This window comes from Nocardiopsis codii (assembly GCF_036327455.1).
GTDB classification, from domain to species: domain Bacteria; phylum Actinomycetota; class Actinomycetes; order Streptosporangiales; family Streptosporangiaceae; genus Nocardiopsis; species Nocardiopsis codii.
The window spans coordinates 1-20,806 of the sequence record NZ_JAUZMY010000019.1; the positions used below are offsets into that span (position 1 = coordinate 1).

At 74.5% G+C, this 20,806-nt stretch carries 22 protein-coding genes; 14 read left to right on the forward strand and 8 right to left on the reverse strand.

Annotated elements, in window-relative coordinates:
• The first annotated feature begins 297 nt into the window (after positions 1-297).
• Both Q8791_RS18935 and Q8791_RS18940 read left to right on the forward strand, forming a co-directional pair.
• Entirely contained in the window at positions 298-1,089 is a 792-nt protein-coding gene (locus Q8791_RS18935; protein WP_330093075.1) for an AfsR/SARP family transcriptional regulator, read from the forward strand.
• Between the two features lie 196 nt (positions 1,090-1,285).
• Positions 1,286-1,942, forward strand: a complete 657-nt coding sequence (locus tag Q8791_RS18940) for a MerR family transcriptional regulator (protein WP_330093076.1) — start codon at positions 1,286-1,288, stop codon at positions 1,940-1,942.
• On the opposite strand, the gene Q8791_RS18945 is transcribed toward Q8791_RS18940, so the two are convergent.
• From Q8791_RS18945 to Q8791_RS18980, 8 genes are all read right to left on the reverse strand, one after another.
• Positions 1,931-3,118: a lactonase family protein gene (locus Q8791_RS18945; protein ID WP_330093077.1), complete on the reverse strand. Its 1,188-nt coding sequence runs from the start codon at positions 3,116-3,118 to the stop codon at positions 1,931-1,933. The genes Q8791_RS18940 and Q8791_RS18945 overlap by 12 nt on opposite strands.
• 43 nt (positions 3,119-3,161) lie before the next feature.
• Positions 3,162-4,058 (reverse strand): hypothetical protein, encoded by an 897-nt coding sequence (locus Q8791_RS18950; RefSeq protein WP_330093078.1) that lies wholly within the window; start codon positions 4,056-4,058, stop codon positions 3,162-3,164.
• Positions 4,055-6,265 (reverse strand): MMPL family transporter, encoded by a 2,211-nt coding sequence (locus tag Q8791_RS18955; protein WP_330093079.1) that lies wholly within the window; start codon positions 6,263-6,265, stop codon positions 4,055-4,057. The genes Q8791_RS18950 and Q8791_RS18955 overlap by 4 nt, the downstream gene beginning before the upstream one ends.
• Positions 6,266-6,320: 55 nt before the next feature.
• The gene (locus Q8791_RS18960) at positions 6,321-7,307 is read right to left on the reverse strand and encodes an ACP S-malonyltransferase (protein ID WP_330093080.1); all 987 of its coding nucleotides are present in this window, start codon (positions 7,305-7,307) and stop codon (positions 6,321-6,323) included.
• A gap of 51 nt (positions 7,308-7,358) precedes the next feature.
• Positions 7,359-7,817, reverse strand: coding sequence for an ester cyclase (locus Q8791_RS18965; protein ID WP_330093081.1), 459 nt, complete (start codon positions 7,815-7,817; stop codon positions 7,359-7,361).
• A gap of 105 nt (positions 7,818-7,922) precedes the next feature.
• Entirely contained in the window at positions 7,923-8,624 is a 702-nt protein-coding gene (gene fabG / locus Q8791_RS18970) for a 3-oxoacyl-ACP reductase FabG (protein ID WP_330093082.1), read from the reverse strand.
• Positions 8,621-9,283, reverse strand: coding sequence for an HAD family hydrolase (locus tag Q8791_RS18975; protein WP_330093083.1), 663 nt, complete (start codon positions 9,281-9,283; stop codon positions 8,621-8,623). Before Q8791_RS18975 ends, fabG (Q8791_RS18970) begins: the two co-directional genes overlap by 4 nt.
• Positions 9,280-10,260, reverse strand: a complete 981-nt coding sequence (locus Q8791_RS18980) for an AfsA-related hotdog domain-containing protein (RefSeq protein WP_330093084.1) — start codon at positions 10,258-10,260, stop codon at positions 9,280-9,282. Before Q8791_RS18980 ends, Q8791_RS18975 begins: the two co-directional genes overlap by 4 nt.
• A 232-nt stretch (positions 10,261-10,492) precedes the next feature.
• Between Q8791_RS18980 and Q8791_RS18985 the strand changes: the two genes are divergently transcribed.
• From Q8791_RS18985 to Q8791_RS19040, 12 genes are all read left to right on the forward strand, one after another.
• Positions 10,493-10,768, forward strand: a complete 276-nt coding sequence (locus tag Q8791_RS18985; protein ID WP_330093085.1) for an acyl carrier protein — start codon at positions 10,493-10,495, stop codon at positions 10,766-10,768.
• Positions 10,761-11,978, forward strand: a complete 1,218-nt coding sequence (locus Q8791_RS18990; protein ID WP_330093086.1) for a beta-ketoacyl-[acyl-carrier-protein] synthase family protein — start codon at positions 10,761-10,763, stop codon at positions 11,976-11,978. The genes Q8791_RS18985 and Q8791_RS18990 overlap by 8 nt, the downstream gene beginning before the upstream one ends.
• Positions 11,975-13,120, forward strand: a complete 1,146-nt coding sequence (locus tag Q8791_RS18995) for a beta-ketoacyl synthase N-terminal-like domain-containing protein (protein WP_330093087.1) — start codon at positions 11,975-11,977, stop codon at positions 13,118-13,120. The genes Q8791_RS18990 and Q8791_RS18995 overlap by 4 nt, the downstream gene beginning before the upstream one ends.
• A gap of 103 nt (positions 13,121-13,223) precedes the next feature.
• Complete coding sequence (locus Q8791_RS19000) at positions 13,224-13,628, forward strand: FAS1-like dehydratase domain-containing protein (RefSeq protein ID WP_330093088.1); 405 nt, start codon at positions 13,224-13,226, stop codon at positions 13,626-13,628.
• Positions 13,625-14,080 carry a MaoC/PaaZ C-terminal domain-containing protein gene (locus Q8791_RS19005; RefSeq protein WP_330093089.1) on the forward strand — a complete coding sequence of 152 codons (456 nt, stop codon included), beginning with the start codon at positions 13,625-13,627 and terminating at the stop codon, positions 14,078-14,080. Before Q8791_RS19000 ends, Q8791_RS19005 begins: the two co-directional genes overlap by 4 nt.
• On the forward strand, positions 14,077-14,904 hold the full coding sequence (locus tag Q8791_RS19010) for a thioesterase II family protein (RefSeq protein WP_330093090.1): 828 nt from the start codon (positions 14,077-14,079) through the stop codon (positions 14,902-14,904). The genes Q8791_RS19005 and Q8791_RS19010 overlap by 4 nt, the downstream gene beginning before the upstream one ends.
• Positions 14,901-16,355: an MFS transporter gene (locus Q8791_RS19015; protein ID WP_330093091.1), complete on the forward strand. Its 1,455-nt coding sequence runs from the start codon at positions 14,901-14,903 to the stop codon at positions 16,353-16,355. Before Q8791_RS19010 ends, Q8791_RS19015 begins: the two co-directional genes overlap by 4 nt.
• 111 nt (positions 16,356-16,466) lie before the next feature.
• Positions 16,467-17,207 (forward strand): 3-oxoacyl-[acyl-carrier-protein] reductase, encoded by a 741-nt coding sequence (gene fabG / locus Q8791_RS19020; RefSeq protein ID WP_330093092.1) that lies wholly within the window; start codon positions 16,467-16,469, stop codon positions 17,205-17,207.
• 113 nt (positions 17,208-17,320) lie between these two features.
• Positions 17,321-17,578: an acyl carrier protein gene (locus Q8791_RS19025; RefSeq protein WP_330093093.1), complete on the forward strand. Its 258-nt coding sequence runs from the start codon at positions 17,321-17,323 to the stop codon at positions 17,576-17,578.
• Complete coding sequence (locus Q8791_RS19030) at positions 17,578-18,783, forward strand: beta-ketoacyl-[acyl-carrier-protein] synthase family protein (protein ID WP_330093094.1); 1,206 nt, start codon at positions 17,578-17,580, stop codon at positions 18,781-18,783. The genes Q8791_RS19025 and Q8791_RS19030 overlap by 1 nt, the downstream gene beginning before the upstream one ends.
• The gene (locus Q8791_RS19035; RefSeq protein WP_330093095.1) at positions 18,780-19,940 is read left to right on the forward strand and encodes a beta-ketoacyl synthase N-terminal-like domain-containing protein; all 1,161 of its coding nucleotides are present in this window, start codon (positions 18,780-18,782) and stop codon (positions 19,938-19,940) included. Before Q8791_RS19030 ends, Q8791_RS19035 begins: the two co-directional genes overlap by 4 nt.
• The gene (locus Q8791_RS19040) at positions 19,937-20,653 is read left to right on the forward strand and encodes a 2-hydroxychromene-2-carboxylate isomerase (protein WP_330093096.1); all 717 of its coding nucleotides are present in this window, start codon (positions 19,937-19,939) and stop codon (positions 20,651-20,653) included. Before Q8791_RS19035 ends, Q8791_RS19040 begins: the two co-directional genes overlap by 4 nt.
• Positions 20,654-20,806 lie beyond the last annotated feature (153 nt).

A 20,806-nucleotide genomic window follows, 5' to 3' on the forward strand; every position in this document is an offset into this window, starting at 1 on the left:
CAGACCCCACGCGGCGCCCCTCCGCCTCTCCCGCACCTCTCCCCGCCTCTCCGCCCCGGCCCCCGCCCCACGGCCCCGCCCCCGCCCCGGCGCCCCTCTCCGATCCGGCGCCCCGGCCCCGCGCCCCTCGCCGCCGTGCCGCCCCGCGTCCGCCCGTGCTCCCCCGGCCGTACCTCCTTCGAGGTAGAGGCCTGGCACCTTGCGGCCAAACCGCTTGTCGGCGCTCACCGGCCGACCTAGATTTCCCATGTGACCGCTGGTCAGATCACGGCTCCCAGAACGAGAAGGAGAGACGCGATGATCCGCTTCAAGATCCTCGGCCCCCTGGAGCTGGAGGCCCCCGGGGGCGAGGTGCTCCGCCGCGGCCCCAAGGTCGCCCGGCTCCTCGGACTCCTCCTCGTCCGCGCCAACCAGACCGTGGGCGTGGACACCCTCATGGACGAACTGTGGGACGGCGACCCCCCGACGACGGCCCTCAAGACGGTCCGCACGCACGTCTACCACCTGCGGGGCGCCCTGGAGCGCACCTGCGGAGCGGACACGGCCCGCCGCGTCCTGCTGACCCAGGGCTCCGGGTACCGGATGGACCTGGTGCCGGAGGAGCTGGACCTGTTCGCCTTCCAGCAGCTGGTCGGGCAGGCACAGGTCCTGTGGGCCGAGCACCGCCACGACGAGGTGGTGGACCGCGCCGAGCAGGCGCTCGCCCTGTGGCGGGGCCCCCTCCTGTCCGACCTCCGCCCCGGCCGCGTCCTGGCCGGACACGTGGCCCGCCTGACCGAGACCTACACGCGGGCCCGGGAGCTGCGCGTGGACGCCTCCCTCCGGCTGGGACTCCACCGCGAGGTCCTGCCCGAGCTCCGCGACCTCGTGAGCGTCTACCCGCTGCACGAGGGGTTCCACGCCCAGCTCATCGACGCGCTGAGCCGTTCGGGGAGGCGCGGGGAGGCACTGAGCGCCTTCCGCGCGGCCCGGGACACCCTGCACGACCAGCTGGGACTGGAGCCCTCCGAGGAGCTGCGCCGCCTCCAGCACGCCATCCTGACCGGCGCGGGGGGAGCCTCCGCAGCGTCCCCGGGCTCCGGCAACTGAGAGCGCGATGCCACTTTCGTGGTATGTCCGGATGCTTGTGAGGCTGGTTGAGTGGACCGCGGGACGACCACAGCGACACCACCCTCCCCCGCGTCATCACTGACCGCGTTCGATCAATCACACAAGGGACCGGAGTGCGGTCCGGTCCCCCACGGGAGCCGGCCCGGCGCCCCTCGGAGCGGAAAGCGAGCCACCAGTGCGCATCTCGGAGCTGAGCGACCGGGCGTCGGTGCCCGTGGCAACGGTCGAGTACTACCAACGGGAGCGGCTGATCTCCCACCCCTCCGAGAGACACGGCTACAGCCCCGAGGACCTGCGCCGCCTGCGCCTGGTCCGCGTGCTGGTCGAGGTGGGCGGGCTGAACCCGGACCAGGTGCGCGACCTGCTGGGCGCCATGGCGGGCGGGACCAGGACGCCGCACGAGACGTTCGGCATGGTCCTGCGCACCCTGGAGGGCACGCCCCCGGCCTCCCTCGCGGACGTCGACCCGACGGAGGACGAGGCCCTGGCCCTGGCCAGGAGGGTCGCCGACCGGCACGGGTGGACGGTCGACCAGGACACGGCGTCCTGGCGCACCCTGGTCAAACTCCTGAGGACGCTGCACTGGCTGGACGACGCCGACACCGCGGTCGTCGTGGAGGCCTACGCGGCCGCGGCGGACCGGATGACCGGCGCTGAGATCGGGGTCCTGGGCCTGTACGCGGACGAGGACGCCCTGGTCGAACGGCTGGTGCTGTGGACCGTGTTCGGCGACCCCCTGCTGGCGGCGCTGCGCCGGATCGCCCGCCAGCACACGTCGGGGACGGTGTTCAACCGGGAGTTCTCCCCCGCCGACAGGGGTTCAGCGCTCTGACAGCACGACGCACGAGGGGCTGGCCACCGGGACCGGCGCGCCCACGGGGGTGAGCCGTCCGGTGGCCGACACGCGGTGCACCGTGACGGACTGCCCGGCCTGGTTGGCCGCGTACACGTAGCGGCCGGAGGGGTCGAGGGCGATGCCCCGGGGCCAGCGCGTCCCCGGCCCCTTGGTGGTGACCGGCTGGGACTCCACCAGGTCCAGGGACGCACCGCCGTCGCGGACCGCGTAGGAGACCACGGTGTCCAGGCCCCGGTCCGCGGTGACGACGTACCTTCCGGCGGCGTCGACCACCACCCCGGAGGGGGCGTTGCGGGGGTCGGCGCCGGGGGCGGCGACCGAGACCGACTCCCCCACCGTCAGCGCGGCGCCCCCGGGGTCGTAGCCGCAGACGGTGAGGGTGGAGCCGAGCTCGTTGGACACGTACAGGTGGCGGCCGGACGGGTGCAGCGCGGCGTGCCGGGGGCCGGCGCCCTCCGCGACCAGTGTGCGGCTGCGCTCGGTGAGCCTCCCGGAGTCCGGGTCGAGGGAGTACACGTACACGTGGTCGTTGCCCTTGTCGGGGACGATCACGTCGTGGGTCCCGGGCACGAAGAGGCACATGTGCGGGTGCGGGGCCGCCTGCTCCTCCGGGTCGGGGCCCGTCCCCCGGTGTTCGACCAGGTCCAGCAGGGCGCCGATCGAGCCGTCCTCCGCCAGGGCGTGGACGGCGACACTCGCGGAGTCGTAGTTGGCGGTCATGAGGAAGCGGCCGTCGGGGTGGGCGGCCAGGTGGACGGGGGTGGCGCCCTCCGTGGGCGCCGCGCCGAGGGGTTCCAGACCGCCGCCGGCGATCCGGAAGGCGTGCACGTGGCCGTCGTCGGTCTGGCTGACCGAGTACAGGACGTCGCCCCCCGGGCCCTGTGCCAGGTAGGAGGGGTTGTCGATGCCCTCGTGGTAGCCGTCGATCCGCAGCGACCCGTCCGTGCCGACGGTGCCGATCCCGATGCCGGGGAGCCCGGGCAGGCCGTACTCGCCGGCGGTGAAGCCGCCGACGTAGGCGCGGCGGGCCGCGGGCGGGGGCGGCGCGGCGGTCGCCGGGCGGGCGGCGAACCAGGCCAGTCCTCCGATCCCGGCCGCCGCGGCGGTTCCGAGGAAGGCGCGTCTGCTGGGGGCGGGGCTTCTTCCGGGCATCGTCTGTCCTCGTGGGTGCGGGGGTGGGGCGGCCGGGCCGGGATCAGACGGCGGAACCGACGACCAGGCCGGACAGCAGGACGACGGCGAGTCCGGTGCCGCCGACCGCGAGCAGGAGGTGGGTCCACAGGGGCCACCCGCGGGTGGGCGGCAGTGCGCGCAGGGCCGCCGCGGTGGCGGCGGCCGCCGCCCAGCCGGGGACCGCGAGGCGCAGTCCGACCTCGCCGTTGAGCAGGAGCTCGTCGGCGGGCGAGGCGCAGGCGAGCGGGGAGCAGTCGCCGGGGGCGTCCGTGCCGAGCAGGTACGCGCCCGCCCCCATGGCCGCCGCCGGGAGGAGGAGCAGGACGACGGTGAGCGCCGCGTAGGGCGACCGTCGCCGACGCGGTTGCGCCGCCGGGCAGGGTCCGGTTCCGGCGGGTTCTCCGCCGTCCGGGGCCCGCACGGCGGCGGCCTCCCGGCCTGCGGGGCGCGGGCGAGCGGCGGTCAGGCGTTCGGCGGCCGTGACGGCGACCGCCGCGGGCGCCCCGAACAGCAGGCCGAACAGCCCGCCCTGCCCGGTCTGGGCGAGCAGGTGCCAGACCGTCGCGGCGGCCCCTCCGGCGGACCCGCCGGTCAGCAGGCCGGCCACGGCGCCCGCCAGACCGGCTGCGGCGAACGCCGTCACCGGGACCGACCAGGCGCCGGGCAGGGTGTCGGTCCGGGCGTCGCGGCGCAGCAGCGGGTGCAGCGCCGCGACGAGCACCGCGACCAGGGCCGCCAGGTCCGGCCAGGGGGTGGTGACCGCGCCGGGCATCGGGAAGCCCCAGCCGGTGGCCGCCCCGGCGAGCGGGCCGACGAGGGTGTCCCAGTCGGCGAACAGCGCGGCGGTGAGCGCGACGGCCGCGGCGCCCGCCGCCGCCGTCCACGGGAACCCGCTCGCGGGTGCGGGGGAGCCCGTCATCGGACCGGCTCCCCGGTCCGGTCGGCGGCGGGGCCGGCGGGCGCGTCCCCGGTGTCCGGCGGCGCCGGCGAGGGGCCGGGACCCGCGTCCTCACGGAACCCGTACCGGTTCCACAGGCGGGCCAGCGGGGCGGGCGCCCACCAGGCCCAGGGGCCCATCAGCCGCATCGTGGCGGGTACGAGCAGGCCGCGCACGACGGTGGCGTCCACGGCGATGGCGATGACCAGGCCGACGCCGATCATCTTCATGAACACGATCGACGAGGTGACGAACCCCGAGACGACGATGATCATCAGCAGCGCCACACCGGTGATGATCCGACCGGTCCGCTGGAGCCCGACGGCGACGGCCTCGGTCTCCCCGACGCCGCGCTCCCACTGCTCCCGGACCCGGGACAGCAGGAACACCTCGTAGTCCATGGCGAGCCCGAACGCGATCGCCACGATCAGCACGGGGAAGTTCGCGTCGACCACCCCCACGGCCTCGAACCCGAACAGCCCCGCCAGGAATCCGTGCTGGAAGACGAGGGTGATCGCACCGAACGCCGCCGACAGCGACAGCAGGTTCATCGCGATCGACTTGAGCGGCAGCAGCACCGACCCGAAGGCCAGGAACAGCACCAGGTAGGAGACCAGGCCGACGAACAGGAGCATCCAGGGCGCCCGCTCACCGATCATGTCGACGATGTCCACCCGCGACGCGGGCATGCCGGTGACCAGAGCCTCCGCGTCCTCGGGCGGCTCGACGGCGCGCAGGTCCTCGACCATCGTGCGGGCCTCGGGGGCCATGGGGTCCATGGCGTAGGCGAGGGTGACCCTGGCCTGCTCGCCCGCCGTCCCGGTGACCTCGGAGCCGGTGACGCCGTCCACGCCTCCCAGCCGCCGCGCGTACGCGTCCAGCTCGTCCCCGGCGGTGTCGGCCGGACCGGGCAGGGTGACGGCGACCGTCATGATCCTGCTCGGGTCGGCCCCGAACCGTTCCGCCAGCGCGGTGGTGACCACCCGGGCGTCGGCGTCGGCGGGCAGCACCCAGTCGCCGGGGCGGGCCCAGTTCGCGGTGAGGAACGGCGCGCCCAGTCCGAGCAGCAGCGCCACGATGAGGAGGGTGACGGCGGCGGGCCGCCGCATGACGGCGTGCGCGACCCGGTACCAGCGGTCCTGTGTGCCGCGGTTCCTCTCCCGGGGCCAGGGGATGCGCCACTTGTCGACGCGGCGGCCCACGAGGGAGAGCAGAGGGGGCAGCAGGGTGACCGAGCTGAGCACGGCGAACGCGACCACGGCCACGCCCGCGTACCCCATGGAGCTGAGGAAGCGGGCGGGGAAGAGGATGAGGCCGGTGAAGCAGATGGCCAGCGCCAGCCCGGAGAAGGCGACGGTGCGCCCGGCGGTGGCGGTGGTGCGGCGGACCGCCTCCTCCACGTCGGACCCCGCGGCGAGCTCCTCACGGAACCGGCTGACCATGAACAGGGCGTAGTCGATGGCCAGGCCCAGGCCGAGGATCGTGATGACGTTGATGACGGAGCCGGCGATGTCCACGGAGTAGGTGAGCACCCGCAGGACGACGAACGATCCGAGCGCGGTGACGGTGCCGACGGCCAGCGGCAGCAGGGCCGCGACGGGGCTGCGGAAGATCAGCACCATCACGACCACCAGGACCGGCAGCGACAGCATCTCGGCGCGGGCGATGTCGGAGCCGGTGAGCGCGTTGACCTGTTCGGTCATCGCGGTGACGCCGCCGAAGCTGACGTCGAGCCCGTCCACCTCGAAGTCGTCGGCGACCCGGCCGAGCAGTTCGACCCGCTCCTGGTCGTCGGAGGTGTCGAACTGGACCGTGGCGTAGGTGGCGCGGCCGTCCTCGGACACGTACGCGTCGGAGCCGGTGGAGAAGTGCGAGTCGAGCCGCTCGATCCCGTCCCGGGGCACGCCCGCGAGCGCGGCCTCGACCTCGTCGCCGAAGCCGGGGTCGTCGACGGCCAGGTCGTCGCTCTCGTAGAGCACGACGACGTCGACCGCGTTGCGGCCCAGCTCCCCGGCGAGGATCTCGTCGGCGCGCACCGACTCGCTCGCCGGGTCGTCGAACCCGGCGCCGCCGGTGAGGGCGCTCAGGGCACCGGTCCCCCACACGCCGCCGACCACGGTGAGGAGGGCCGCGAAGGCCACGACCCACCACCTGTGCCGGACCGCGATCCTGCCGACTCCTGCGAACACTGCTCCTCCTTCGTGGTGCCGACCGGACCGCCGCTGGGGCCCGGTAGCAGGCGGGTCAGGCCGCCCCGTGGGCGGCGTGGACCGGGGCGCCGTCCTCCCGCGCCGCGCCCACGGCCGCCGCCAGGGCGGGCACGTGGTCGGGCACGGAGACGCAGACGCGGTCGGTGCGGGGACTGATGCGTCGGGTGAATCCGGTGAGGACGCGCCCGGGACCGAGCTCGACCAGGAGGTCGGCGCCCAGGGAGCCGGTGAGGGTCCGCACCCCGTCGAGCCAGCGCACCGGGCTGGTGAGCTGGTCGAGCATGAGCCCGGGCCACAGGTCCGGGGCGGTGTGGGCGCGGGCGTCCACGTTGGCGACCACGGGCACGTCGGCCGTCCTCAGGTCGGCGCGGGCGAGGGCGGCGCGCAGGCGGGCGACGGCGGGTTCCATCAGCGGGCTGTGGAAGGCGCCGCCGACGGGGATGTCCACGACCCCGGTGGCGCCCTCGGCGAGGGCGGCCTCCGCTCCGAGGGCGACGCCCTCCGGGGTGCCCGACAGGACGCTCTGGCGGGGCGAGTTGAGGTTGGCGACCCACACGCGCGCGCCGTCGCGGCGCAGGCCGCCGGTGATGCGCTGGACGGCGCCGACGTCCAGGCCGAGGACGACGCCCATGGTGCCGGGGGTCAGCGCGGTGGCCTCGCGCATGGCCTCACCCCGCGCGGCGACCAGGCGGACCCCGTCGTCGAAGGTGAGCGCGCCCGACGCGACCAGGGCCGTGTACTCGCCGAGGCTGTGCCCGGCGACGGCGACCGGGGCTGCCGAGGGCAGGGCGTCGCGTACCTCGGCGTGGGCGACGCAGGCAAGGACGAACGTGGCGAGCTGGGCGTTGTCGGTGCGGCGGAGCGTGTCGGCGTCCGCGTGGAGCAGCAGGCCGGCGACGTCCCTGCCGCTGACCCGCGACGCGCGGTCCACGAGGCCCCAGGAGGGGGTGTGCGCCCAGGGGGCGCCCATGCCGGGCTCCTGTGATCCCTGGCCGGGGAAGACGTAGGCGATCCTGGGCACGGCGTGCCCTCCTTCGTTGTCGGCCCGGTACGGGACGGGCGGGCGGGGCGGTCAGGAGGAGACGGGCTCCGCGTCCGGGGTGAAGGGGCGCAGGTCGAGCTGGACGGCGCCGATCTGGAGCATGAGGAACAGGTCCTGGCGGCAGCCCCAGTGCTCGACGACCTTGCCGTCCTGGACCCGGTAGATGTGCATGTGCTCGAAGGCCACGTTCGCGCCGGTGGCCTCGATCCCCAGGAACTCGCGGACGTGGCGGCCGGTGAAGCGCAGGTGGATGACGGCCTTGTCGCCGTCGGCGAAGCTGTCGATCCGGTCCCACCTGGCGTCGGCGAAGACGCTGTTCATCCACTTCGCGGTGCCGAGGTAGCCGTCGGGGCCGCCGGGGGTGCCGGGAGGGGCCTCGTGGTCGACGAACTCCGCGGCCACGTACTCGTGGGCGACCCCGGCGTCGAGCTCGTTGAAGATGTCGCCCATCTTGTGGGCGATGTCGAGGGTGGTCTCGGACTGGGACATGGGTGTCTTCCTTCGCTGTGTCGGGTCGGCGGTGTGTCGGCCGCCGGTCTGTCGTTCCGTCGGTGGTTCGGGTCCGGCCCGCCGCCGGGGGCGGTGGTGCGCCGGTCAGCCGACCTCGGCGCCGCCGTTGACGGGGATGTTCGCCGCGGTCACGTAACCCGCGTCGTCGGCGGCGAGGAAGCGCACGGCGGCGGCGACCTCCGCGGCGGTGCCGGCGCGGCCCAGCGCGGTGCGGCCGAGCAGGGTCTCCCTGCGGGGACCGGCGAGGTCGGAGGTCATGTCGGTGTCGATGAGGCCCGGGGAGACGACGTTCGCGGTGATGCCGCGCTTGCCGACCTCGCGGGCGACCGAGTGGGCGAGGCCGATGAGCCCGGCCTTGGACGCGGCGTAGTTGGCCTGGCCGGGGGCTCCCACGAGCCCGGTGAGGGAGGAGACGTAGATGAGCCGCCCCCACCTGGCCCGCACCATGTCGGTGAGGACGGCGCGGGTGACGCGCAGGGCGCCCACCAGGTTGGTGTCGAGGACCTCCGTGAACTCGGCGTCGCTCATGCCGAGCAGGAGCCCGTCCCGGGTGATCCCCGCGTTGGAGACGAGGATCTCGACGGGCCCGTGGTCGCGCCTGACCCGCTCGACCGCCTCCTCGACGGAGTCGGGGTCGCGGACGTCGCAGCGCACGCCGTCGAGCCCGTCGGGCGGGGTGTCTCCCCGGTGGGTGACGACGACCTTGTCCCCCTGGTCGGCGAACATGCGCGCGACCGCCAGGCCGATGCCCCGGTTGCCTCCGGTGACGAGGACGCGGCGGCTCATCGGACGGCTTCCTCGGGGGCGCCGACGAGGCGTGCCAGCTCGGCTGCGGCCTCCGCGGTGTCCCCGAAGCGGATGGCCTGCCACCCGGCCGCGAGGGCGCCCTCGCAGTTGCGCTCGTTGTCGTCCACCAGCAGGCACCGCTCGGCGGGGACGCCCGCCCTGCGGGCGGCCAGGTCGAACATCGCGGCCTGGGGCTTGCGCGCGCCGACCTCGAAGGACATCACCACGTCGTCGAAGAGGGCGTCGGCGTCCACCATGCGGCGCCAGTGGGCGTCCCAGGTGGGGACCATGTTGGAGAGCATGCCGACGAACACGCCCCGGGAGCGCAGGGCGACGAGTTCGGCGACCCAGGCGTGGTTGGTCTCGCGGTCCTCGAACCAGTCGTCGGCCAGGGTCGTGATGCGGCGGTCGACGCCGTACCGCTCCCGCAGGAGGACGCCGATGCGGGCCAGCCACTCGGCCTCGGTGACGATCGGGGTGTCGATCGGCTCCATGTAGTCGTCGGTGCCGAAGCCCTCGGTGACCTCGCCGATGACCGTGAGCAGGGAGTGCGCGTCGATGTCCATGCGCGCGCAGAACTTCTGCATGGTCTCGGCGATGGGCGGGGTGAGGACACCGCCGAAGTCGGTCCACACGGCGGTGACGCGGGGTGTGCTCATCGTGGGGTCCCCTCCGTCGCGAGGCGCGACGTGTCGGTGACGGTCAGGGTGGTGTCGGCGATCCGGACGCCCCCCTGCTCGAAGCGGACGTGGCGCTCACCGGTCGCGGGCCCGTCCGCCGGGGTGGAGGCCACCACCGGGGAGGTCAGCTCGGCGAAGCCGGTGAAGTCGGCGCGGACACCGGTCACGCGGCGGTCGCCCGGCCCGCCGGGGGCGCCCGGGACGGGCGCGGCCAGGACCAGCTGGCGGGCGGCCTCGGTGAGGACCGCCGCGGGCAGGTGGTCGTAGGAGTGGTCGAACAGGGACGGGTTGTCCCAGCGGGGCCGCACCTGGGCGGTGAACGCGCCGTCACGGGTCCCGAGCCCGCCCAAAACCACGTTCAGGGGGTTGGTGCGGCCGACGGCCCCCGGGGCGACGTCGGCCGGCCCGCTGGTCTGGTCGCTCGTCCGCGGCGCGGGCCCGCCCAGCTGGGCGTGGCGGACGGCCTCGTACTCGCCCGACGACAGGAACAGGACGTCCATGGTGTGGGTGCCGGCCCGGACCCCGTCCACGCGGAACACCTGCTCCACGCGTCCGGCCCGGACCCGGTCCCTCCTGCGGCGCACGACGGTGAACCGGTTGTCGATCACCAGCTCGCCGGGCCTGTCGCCGCACACCAGCGCGGCGGGGTCGGTGTCGATGGCGAACCGGTCCACGATCATCTGCGTGTCCGCGCGGGCGCCCATGTGGCTGTGGGTTCCGGCGATGGCGGCCTGGCGGCCCGCCTCCAGGACCAGGAGCACGTCGAAGACGGCCGGGGTCCGCGCATGGTCGCTGAAGTAGCCGTGGTTCAGGGGGAGCTGGGCGGCGGCCACGACCTCGGTGTCCGACACCGGGCGGAGGTCGGTGACGAAGACCTCCGAGACTGCGCTCCGGTGCACCAGCGTCCGGTCGAGGGTCGCTCTGAAGCCGAGGTCGGCCGGGATTTCGATGTCCATTTCCGCGACGGAAGTCATTGCACCACCTCTCGCAAATTCATTGACCTTTGACGACAGCCTCGCACCGCCGCATAGAACACCGATCAATTCCCGATCAAAGTTGGCCGCATGTCACTTTCGATGAATAAGGGAGGTACAAAGGCGCAGTCTTATTGCGCGACCGGGAGGACCGTCGCCAAGCTGGGGGAAGACCGGCCCGAGCAGCGGGCCCTCCGAGCCGAAGGGAACCACGATGAACGAGAGGACGGCCGTCGCCGACTCCGGGGCGATTATCGGGAAACTCCGCGAGATCGTCAGCCAGGAACTGGAACTGGAGGACGGAGAGCTCACCCCCACCGGGCACTTCGTGGAGGACTACGAGGGGGACTCCCTCTCCCTGATCACCGTCGTGGCGCGTATCGAGAAGGAGGTCGGCGTGGTCATTCCCAAGTCCGATCTGCCCGAGCTCCTCAACTTCGAACTGCTCGCCGCCGCCGTCCGCGAGTACGGGGAGGCGGCCCGTGCCTGAGACCAGACGCGTCGTCATCACCGGCCTCGGCGCGGTGAGCAGCGTCGGTATCGGCGCCGACGCGTTCGCCGCGGCCATCCGCGAGGGCCGCAACGGCACCGCCGAGATCACCTCGTTCGACGCCTCCGGCTTCCCCTTCCGGATGGCGGGCGAGGTCCGCGACTTCGACCCCCGCGCGATCCTGCGCCGGGTGGACCCCGAGCGCTGGGGCCGCAGCGGGCAGCTGGCCGCCGCCGCGTCCCGGCTCGCCCTGGAGGACTCCGGCCTGGATCCGGAGTCGGTGTCGCACGGCCGGTCCGGCGTGATCATGGGAACGACCAGCGGCGAGGCCACCGTGTCCTCCGTGCTCGGCGAGCAGTGGGTGTCGGGGCGGATGAAGGACTTCGCGGCCCGGGTGGTCGCGCAGGCCCCCGCCAGCCAGATCTCCGCGGCGGTCAGCACAGAGCTGGCCCTGGGAGGGGACACCCAGACCATCCCCACCGCGTGCTCCGCCAGCAACTACGCGCTGGGCCACGCGTTCGACCTGGTGCGCACCGGCGAGGCCGACCTGATGTTCGCGGGCGGCGCCGACGCCGTGAACCGCTTCACGCACGCCGGGTTCCACGCCCTGGGCGCACTCGCCCCGGACGTGTGCCGGCCCTTCGACAGGAACCGCGCGGGCATCCTCACCGGCGAGGGCGGGGTCTCCCTGCTCCTTGAGCCGCTGGACTCGGCGGTGGCGCGGGGCGCCCGCGTCTACGCGGAGATCCTGGGCTACGGGGTCAACTGCGACGCCAAGCACATGGTGCACCCGGACCCGGGGAGCATCGCCGCGTGCATCCGCGACGCGCACGCCTCCGCGGGGATCACCCCCGACCAGGTCGACTACGTGTGCGCGCACGGCACCGGCACCCCCACCAACGACGCCACCGAGGTGCAGGCGGTCCGCGAGGTGTTCGGCGAGCGCGTGCCGCCGATCAGCTCCATCAAGTCGATGATCGGCCACACCATGGGCGCGGCCAGCGGGTTCGGCGCGGTCGTGTGCTGCAAGGCCCTGTACGACGGGTTCCTGCCGCCCACCGCGAACGTCGACGAGGTCGACCCGGCCCTGGGGCCGGACCTGGACGTGGTCCCGGGGCGCGGGCGCGACGCCGACCCCCGGATCGTGCAGAACCACGGCTTCGCCTTCGGCGGCAACAACGTCATCACCATCCTCGGGAGGCCCTCATGACCGTCCTGGCGACCGGGCCGGACACCGCGGACCGGCCCGCGCTCCCCGCCGCCGTCCCGCTCGCGATCACGTCCGTCGGCGTCGTGTCGGCGGCCGGGCTGGGCCTGGAGTCGCTCGGCGGCCTGCTCGCCTCCGGCGGCATCGGCCACGCCGCCCCGGTGGGCGACGACGCCGAGGACTACCCGCCGCTCGGCGTGCGCTCGGTGGAGGGCTTCCGGCTGCGCGACCACGTGGGACGCAAGGGCACCCGCAACCTGGACCGGCTGACCGGGTTCGGCCTCGTGGCGGCCAAGCTCGCCCTGGCCGGCGCCCCCGGTACGGAGGGGACCGACCGCACCGGGGTGGTCGTCACCACCAGCACCGGCAGCACCCAGAGCCTCATGGACCTGGCCGGCGACACGCTCCTCCAGGAGCGCCCCTACCTGGTCAACCCGTCGCGCTTCCCGAACACGGTGCTGAACTGCTGCGCCGGGCAGATCGCGATCTGGAACGGGCTGCGCGGCGCCAACGTCACCCTCGCCGCGGGCCAGGCCTCGGGCATGAACGCGTTCCGGCACGCGCGGATGGTGCTGTCCCTGGGCCGCGCGGACCGCCTCGTGGTCGGCGGCGTCGAGGAGCTGAGCGCCCCGCTCGCGTGGGGCTGGCACGCCTCGGGGACCCTGGCCGACGGCACCCCGATCGGTGAGGGCGCCGCCGCGTTCGTGGTCACCACCTCCGAGGCGGCGCGCGCCGACGGCGCGGAGATCGCCGCCGAGGTCCTGGGCGTGGAGGTGGGCTTCCACCCCGCCTCGCGCGGGGACAGGGCGGGGGCCGTCGCCGAGCACGTGCGCCGCGCCCTCGACCGCAGCGGCGCCGCCCCCGGGGACGTCACCGAGATCTCCCCCGGGTCCACCGGCCTGGTGGGCGTGGAGCGCCCCGAGCTGCGGGGGATCTCCCTGGCCCTGGGCGGCACCCCGCCCGTCCGCGACGTGACGCGGGCCGTGGGCCAGTGCTACAGCGCGGCCGGCGCCATGCAGGTCGCGGGACTGCTCGCGGCGTGGCGCAACGAACCGTCGGAGCGCCCGCGCCTGGCACTGGTCACCGCCGTGGGCCACGACGGCAACATCGGCGCGCTGGTCCTCCGCGAGGGCGGTGGGTCCTGATGCGCTCCGGCGGTACCCGGACCCGGGGCGCGTCCCCGACCGGCCCGGCGGTCCCCGCCCGGGACGCCGGTGCCCGACACCACGACAGGAGAGGAGGAACGGCATGGGTCTGAACAGCGCGCTGGTGGGCCGGGTCTACCGGTCCCCGGACACCTACGAGGTGGGCCGCGAGAAGATCCGCGAGTTCCGTGCCGCGGTCGGCGCCACGGAGGGCGACGACGCACCGCCGACCTTCCCCATCGTCCTGGCCATGAAGGCGCAGGAGGCGGCGGTGCTCGACCCGGACCTGGGCTTCGACTTCTCCCGGGTCATCCACCGCGACCAGTCCTTCCGGCACACCCGCCCCGTCCGCTCCGGCGACGTGCTGACCGTCGAGGTCCACGTCACCCGGGTGGAGACCCTGGGCGCCAACGACCTGGTGGCGCTGCGCAGCGACATCCGCACGGCCGGGGGCGAGGACGTGTGCACCGCGACCACCACCCTGATCACCTGGGCGGACACCCCATGACGACTCCCACCGCACCCCGCCCCGCCACGTCCTCCGCGACCGCCGCCACCGGCACGCCGGGCACGGAGCTCCCCGAGCGGCGCTTCACCCTGACCCGCGCCGACCTGGTCCGCTACGCGGGCGCCTCGGGCGACTTCAACCCCATCCACTACGACGAGCGCGTCGCCGGAGCCCTGGGCCTGCCCGGTGTCATCGCCCACGGCATGCTCACGATGGGCCTCGCCGCGACCGCCGTCACCGACTGGTTCGGCCCCGCGGCACAGGTCGCCGAGTACGAGACCCGGTTCGCGCGGCCCGTGGTCGTGCCGCCCGGCGAGGGCGTGGAACTGGTGGTCTCGGGCCGCGTCGACGCCGTCCTGGACGGTGCCCGTACCCGGGTCGTGCTCACCGCCCTGTGCGGCGGGGAGCGCGTCCTGGCGCGGGCCCGGGCCGTGGTGGTCACGGGCCGATGAGCGCACAGGGCACCACGCACGCCTCCCCCCTGGTACGGACCCGGAGGGTCGAGTCGCCGGAGTTCCGGCTGTTCCTGCTGCACCACGCCGGCGGCGCCCACACCGCCTTCCGGGGGTGGGGCCGCCGCTTCCCGGGCCGCTGGGACGTGTGCGCCGTCGAGGCCCCCGGTCGCGGCCGGCTGCTGCACGAGCCCTTCGCGGCCGGGATGGCGCCGCTGGTCGACCGCGTGGCCGAGGCCGTCGGACCGCTGACGGACGTCCCCTTCGGGGTGTTCGGGCACAGCATGGGCGCGGCCGTCGGGTACGAGCTGGTCCGGGTGCTGGCGGAGGCGGGCACCGCGCGCGCCGCGTGGCTGGGGATGTCCGGCTACCCGGCGCCCGGGGCGGCCCCCGACGGCGACCCCCACCTGCTGCCGTCCGCCGAGCTGCGCGCCCGGGTGGGCGCTCTGAGCGGGATGCCCGACCAGGTCCTGGCCGACGACGCGCTGTGGGCCCTGTTCGAGCCGCGCATGCGCGCGGACCTGGCCCTGGTGCGGGCATGGCGGGCTGCCGGTCCCCCCGCTCGGCAACCGGCGCCGGTGACCGTGTTCGCCGGGGAGTCCGACCCGGTGGCGGGCCCCGGACAGGTGCGGGGGTGGGCCGAGCTCGCCCCGCGCTTCCAGGGGCTGCGCTGCTTCCCCGGCTCCCACTTCTACCTGAACGCCGCCCGCGACGCGGTGGTCGGGGCGATCACCGAGGAGGTCGCCCTGGCGACCGCCGCCCTCGACACCGAGCCGGTCCCGGCCCGGGCCCTCTCCCCCACGACCCCGAGGACGTTCCGATGACGCGCAGGACGGGAGGTGCGGCCGCGGTCGCCGCGATCGCGGCGCCGATGTTCATGGTCGCGCTGGACAACCTGATCGTCACCCACGCCCTGCCCCAGGTCCGGGCGGAGTTCGGCGGCGGCCAGTCGCAGCTCCAGTGGGTGGTCAACGCCTACGTCCTGGCCTTCGCCGGGCTCCTCATGACCGCGTCCGCGCTGGGCGACCGCTTCGGCCGCCGCCGGGTGTTCGTCGTCGCGGTGCTGCTGTTCACCCTCGCCTCGGCCTGGTGCGCGACGGCGTCGTCCCTGGGCGAGCTGATGGCCGCCCGGGTGGCCCAGGGGGCGGGCGCGGCGGCGATCCTCCCGCTGTCGCTGACGCTGACCGCCGCGGCGGTCCCGGCCGCGCACCGCAACGCCGCCGTGGGCGCGTGGGGCGGGATCAACGGCCTGGGGATCGCGCTCGGACCGCTGGTGGGCGGCGTGGTCACCGAGACCCTGAGCTGGCACTGGGTGTTCTGGATCAACGTGCCCGTGGGCCTCCTGGTCCTGCCGGCCGTGCTGTGGACCGTCGGCGAGAGCCGCGGCGGGGCCGGGGTGTTCGACGTCCCGGGAGCACTCCTGGTCACCGGCGGCCTGGTGGCTGCGGTGTGGGGCGTCGTGAACGCGGCCGAGGCCGGGTGGTCCTCCCCCCTCACCGTCGCGGCCCTGGCGGGCGCGGTCGCGCTGGTGGCGGGCTTCGTCCTGTGGCAGCGCCGCACGCCCACGCCGCTCGTCCCGCTCGGCCTGTTCCGGAACGGCCCGTTCGCGCTGAGCCTGGTGGTGTCGCTGGCGATGTACTTCGGGGTGTTCGGGTCCGTGTTCCTGCTCGCCCAGTACATGCAGGGGCCGCTCGGGTACGCGCCGTTCGAGGCGGGCCTGCGGACGCTGCCGTGGACGGCGGCGCCCATGGTGGTCGTCCCCGTGGTGAGCCTGCTCATCGACCGGGTCGGCGGCGGGCGCCTCCAGGCGCTCGGCTGCGCCATGCAGGCCGCCGCCCTGGCCTGGCTCGCCCTGGCCGCCACGGCCGACATGGCGTACGCGTCGATGCTCCCGGCCCTGGTGGTCGCGGGGGTCGGCATGGGCGTGGTGTTCGCCGCGAACCCCGTGGTGGTGATCGCCTCGGTGAGCGAGGACCGGCACGGCACCGCCTCCGGCGTGAACAACACCGTCCGCGAGTTCGGCGGAGCCCTGGGCATCGCCGCGATCAGCACCGTGTTCGTGGTGTTCCACCCGGTCGGCGCGGAGACCGACGCCGCCTTCGTCGAGGCGATGCGCCCCGCCGTCCTGGCGGGCGCGGTGGTCACCGCCGCCGGAGCGGTGGCGGCCCTGTTCATCCGCCGCGACCGGACCCCGCACCCCGTCGCCCCCACCGCGGCGGAGGCCCCGGCCCCCGCGGCGCCCGCCCCCGCACCGGGCCCCGCCCGGCCCTCCTGACCCCGACGGGTTCCGCGCGCCTCTTGGCCGAGCGCCCGGAACCACCGCACCTCCCCTGGCACGCCCCCCCCCGCACCACCCGCAGCCCCCAGCGAACCGGAAGGACCTGACATGACGGACAGACCAGTGGCGATCGTGACCGGAGGCTCCCGGGGCATCGGCCGCGCCGTCGCCCTGCGCCTCGCCAACGACGGCTACGACATCGCGTTCTGCTACCACAGCGCCGGGGACGCCGCCGCGAGCACCGCGGAGAAGATCCGCGCGACGGGCGCCGCCTGCTACAGCGCCGCCTGCGACGTCGCCGACCTGGAGGCGGTACAGCGGTTCGTGGCCGACGCCAAGGCCGCGCTCGGCGACCCGGAACTCCTCGTCAACTCGGCGGGCATCCTCCGCGACGCCCCGGTGGCGATGATGGACGCCGCCGCCTGGAGCGCGGTCATCGACACCAACCTCACCGGCACCTTCAACCTCTGCCGCAGCACCGTCTTCGACTTCATCAAGAACCGCCGCGGCTGCGTCGTCAACATCTCCTCCGTCATGGGGGTCTACGGCAACGCCGGGCAGGGCAACTACTCCGCCGCCAAGGCCGGGATCAACGGACTCAGCAAGGCCATGGCCAAGGAGGTCGCCCGCTACGGCATCCGCGTCAACGCCGTCGCCCCCGGCTTCATCGAGACCGACATGACGCGGGGCCTGAGCGAGAAGGTGCGCGCCAGCGCCCTGGCCAAGGTCCCCCTCCGCCGCCTGGGCAGCGCCGAGGACGTCGCCGACCTGGTGTCGTTCCTGGCCTCCGACCGGGCCTCCTACATCACCGGCCAGATCGTCCAGGTGGACGGCGGCGTCGTCATCTGACACACCCCGGCGCGCGCCCCGGGCCGCGCCGCCCACGCTCCCCCACCGGACCCGAACGCGTTCCGACCACGTCGCGGCCACCGCGGACCGCAACCACACCAAGGAGAAACGACATGTCCACCACCGACACCGCCCTCATCGACGAACTGCGCGAGATCGTCGCCGACGTCCTGGAGGTCGAGCCCGAGGAGATCACCGAGACCGGCCTGTTCTCCGAGGAGCACGAGGCCGACTCGCTCCAGGCCATCGAGGTCCTGGCCCGGATCGAGAAGACCCTCCGGGTCGCCGTCCCCCAGACCGAACTGCCCAACATGGGCAGCCTCGACGGCGTGTACCGCGTCGTCTCCCAGTACACGGAGGGGAACGCCTGATGCGCCGGGTCGTCGTGACGGGCCTGGGGCCCGTGTCCAACGTGGGGACGGGGGCCGCCGCGTTCGGCGCCTCCGTGCGCGCCGGACGGTCCGGCGTCTCCCCCATCACCTCCTTCGACGCCTCGGGGTTCCCGCACCGCAACGCGGGCGAGGTGCGCGACTTCGCGCCGGAGGAGCTGGTGGAGCGGCTCGACACCGCCGAGTGGGGCCGCTCCAGCCTGTTCGCGGCGGCCGCCGCACGGCTCGCGGTCGCCGACGCCGGGCTCGACCCGGACACGCTGTCGCGTGCCGAGTCCGGTTCGGTCATGGGCACCACCAGCGGGGAGTCGCAGATCATCGAACGGCTCACCGAGGAAGAGGTCGCCGGGGGCTGGGAGAGCCTCAGCCCCCACCTGCCGCGGCAGGTCCCCGCGTCCCGGCTGGCCTACGCGGTCAACCGGGAGCTGGGCCTGACCGGGGAGGCCATGACCCTGGCCACGGCGTGCTCGGCGGGCAACTACGCCATCGGGTACGCCTACGACCTGGTCCGCTCCGGCGCGGCCGACTACATGCTGGCGGGCGGCGCCGACTCGGTGCTGCGCTGGGCCCACGCCGGGTTCTTCCGGCTGGGCGCGGTCGCGGAGGACGTGAGCTCCCCCTTCGACCGCGACCGCTCCGGCATCATCACCGCCGAGGGCGGGGCGGCGCTGGTCCTGGAGAGCCTCGACGGTGCGCTGGCGCGCGGTGCGCGCGTCTACGCCGAGGTCCTGGGCTACGGGCTCAACTGCGACGCCGACCACATGGTGTCCCCCAACCCGGCGGGCATCGCCGAGTGCATGCGCCGCGCGCACGCCAACGCCGGGATCAAGCCGGGGGACGTGGACTACATCTGCGCCCACGGCACCGGCACCCCCGCCAACGACCTCGCGGAGGCGACGGCGGTCCTGGACGTGTTCGGGGACTCACCGCCGCCGATCAGCTCCGTCAAGTCGATGCTCGGGCACACCATGGGCGCGTCCAGCGCGTTCGGCGCCATCGCCTCGCTGATCGGTATGCGGGAGGGGTTCCTGCCGCCCACGACCAACTTCTCCACCCACGACCCGGCCCTCGGCGGGATCGACCCGGTGCCCAACGAGGCGCGCCCGGCCGATGTGCGGATCGTGCAGAACAACGGGTTCGCGTTCGGCGGCAACAACGCCATCACCGTCTTCGGGAGGGTCTCATGAGCAGCACACGGGCCGGGGCTCCGGTCCTGGCCGTCACCGGCTGGTCCGCGGTGTCGCCGGTCGGCACCGGGGCGGCCGGGTTCACCGAGGCCGTGCGGGCGGGGCGGGCCGGCGGCGCCGACGTCAGCGGGATGTTCGACGCCCCGCTGCCCTCGGACCGGGCGCACGCCATCCCGGACTTCCGGGCCGCGGACCACCTCGGCCGCAAGGGCACCCGCCACCTCGACCGCAGCACCGCCCTGGCGCTGGTGGCGACCAAGCTGGCGCTGGAGTCCACCGACGCGGCCGTGGACGACGACACCGGCGGGCGCGTGGGGCTCGTGCTGGGCACGACGGCGGGCAGCATCCGCACCACCAGCGAGTTCAGCCGGGACACCCTCGTCGAGGAGCGCCCCTACCTGGTCAACCCGGTGATGTTCCCCAGCGCGACGATCAACTGCCCCGCGGGGCGCAGCGCCATCTGGCACGGCCTGCGCGGCGTGAACGCGACCGTCGCGGGCGGCCAGATGGCCGGGCTCAACGTGCTGCGCTACGGCGCGAACCTCATCGGGAGCGGGCACGTGGACGTGCTCCTCGCCGGGGCCGTCGAGGAGTTCAGTCCGCACATGGCGTGGGGTCACCGCGCCCTGACCGACGGGTACGACGTGCCGCTGGGCGAGGGGGCGGCGGTGTTCGTCGTCGAGGACGCCGACCGGGTCCGCGCCCGGGGGCGGACGCCGGAGGCGGAGGTGCTCGCGTCGGCGTTCGGCACCGGCGCCCCCGAGGACACCGCCCGCACCCTGGAGGCGGGCATCGTGCGGGCCCTGCGCCTGGCGGGCGTGGACGCCGACGAGGTGTGGGGCGTGGCCACGGGCGAGCACGGCGTCGCCGGGCTCGACGGGGCCGAGGACGCGGGCGTCCGGGCCGCCCTGGGCGACGGGCCGGTCCGGGTCCGCGTCAAGCGGCTGGTCGGCGAGTGCAACAGCGCCTCCGGCCCGTTCCAGCTGGCCGCGCTGCTGGCGCACCACCGGTCCGACCCGGGCCTGGACGGCCGGGTGGCCGTGCTGACCTCGGTCTCGTCCGACGGTGCGGCGGGGGCTGCGGTCGTCCGAGGACACCGCCTGCCGGGCCCGTCCGCTCCGGCGGGACCGCACGGAGACGGGGAGGCCGTGGCGTGAGGAAGCCGCCGAGACTCTACTTCGCCTTCCGCAGCCCGTTCTCGTGGATGGCGCTGCGCCGGCTGGAGGAGCTGTACCCGGAGGCGGTGGACACCGTCGAGTACCGGCCGTTCTGGGAACCCGACGCCGACCTGCTGTCGCGGCTGCGCGCCGAGGGCGGTGAGTTCCTGTACACGCCGATGAGCAAGGCCAAACACCTGTACATCCTGTACGACACCAAGCGGTTGGCCTCCTCGTTCGGGTACAGGATGTCGTGGCCGGTCGACGTGGACCCGTGGTGGGAGGTCCCGCACCTGGCGTGGCTGTACGCGCGCCGGGAGGGCAGGGAGCGCGCGTTCTACCGCGCGGTCACCGAGGCCAGGTGGGAGCGCGGCGAGAACGTGTGCGACCCGGCCCTGGTCAAGGACCTGGCCGCGTCGGTCGGGCTGGACGGGGACACGGCCGCGTCCGCCGCCCACGACCCGGACCTGCGCGAGGAGGGGCTCAGGTCACTGCACGACCTGTACCAGGACGACGTGTTCGGGGTGCCGTACTTCCGGGTGGGGCGGCACCGCTTCTGGGGGCTGGACCGCCTGGACGCGGTCGGCGACGCGCTCGAACTGGAGCGGGACGCGCGGGCGGCGGATCCGCCGTCCCTCGCCCGGGTGCCCGTCCCGGACCTGTCCCCGCCCCTGGCCGACCTCGACACCGACACGGCGGGGGGCTGCGGTTAGGTCGTGTTTTTTGCATCCTTCCGGGCTCGCGTCCGCCGGACCTCCTCCCGCCGCGCCTCCGCGCCCGGGGGGCACGACCGGGCCGAACGTCGCAGATCGTCCTGCGAGAGACTGCCCGGACGGCCGCTCGCCGACCCGGGAGTCTCCTGAGAA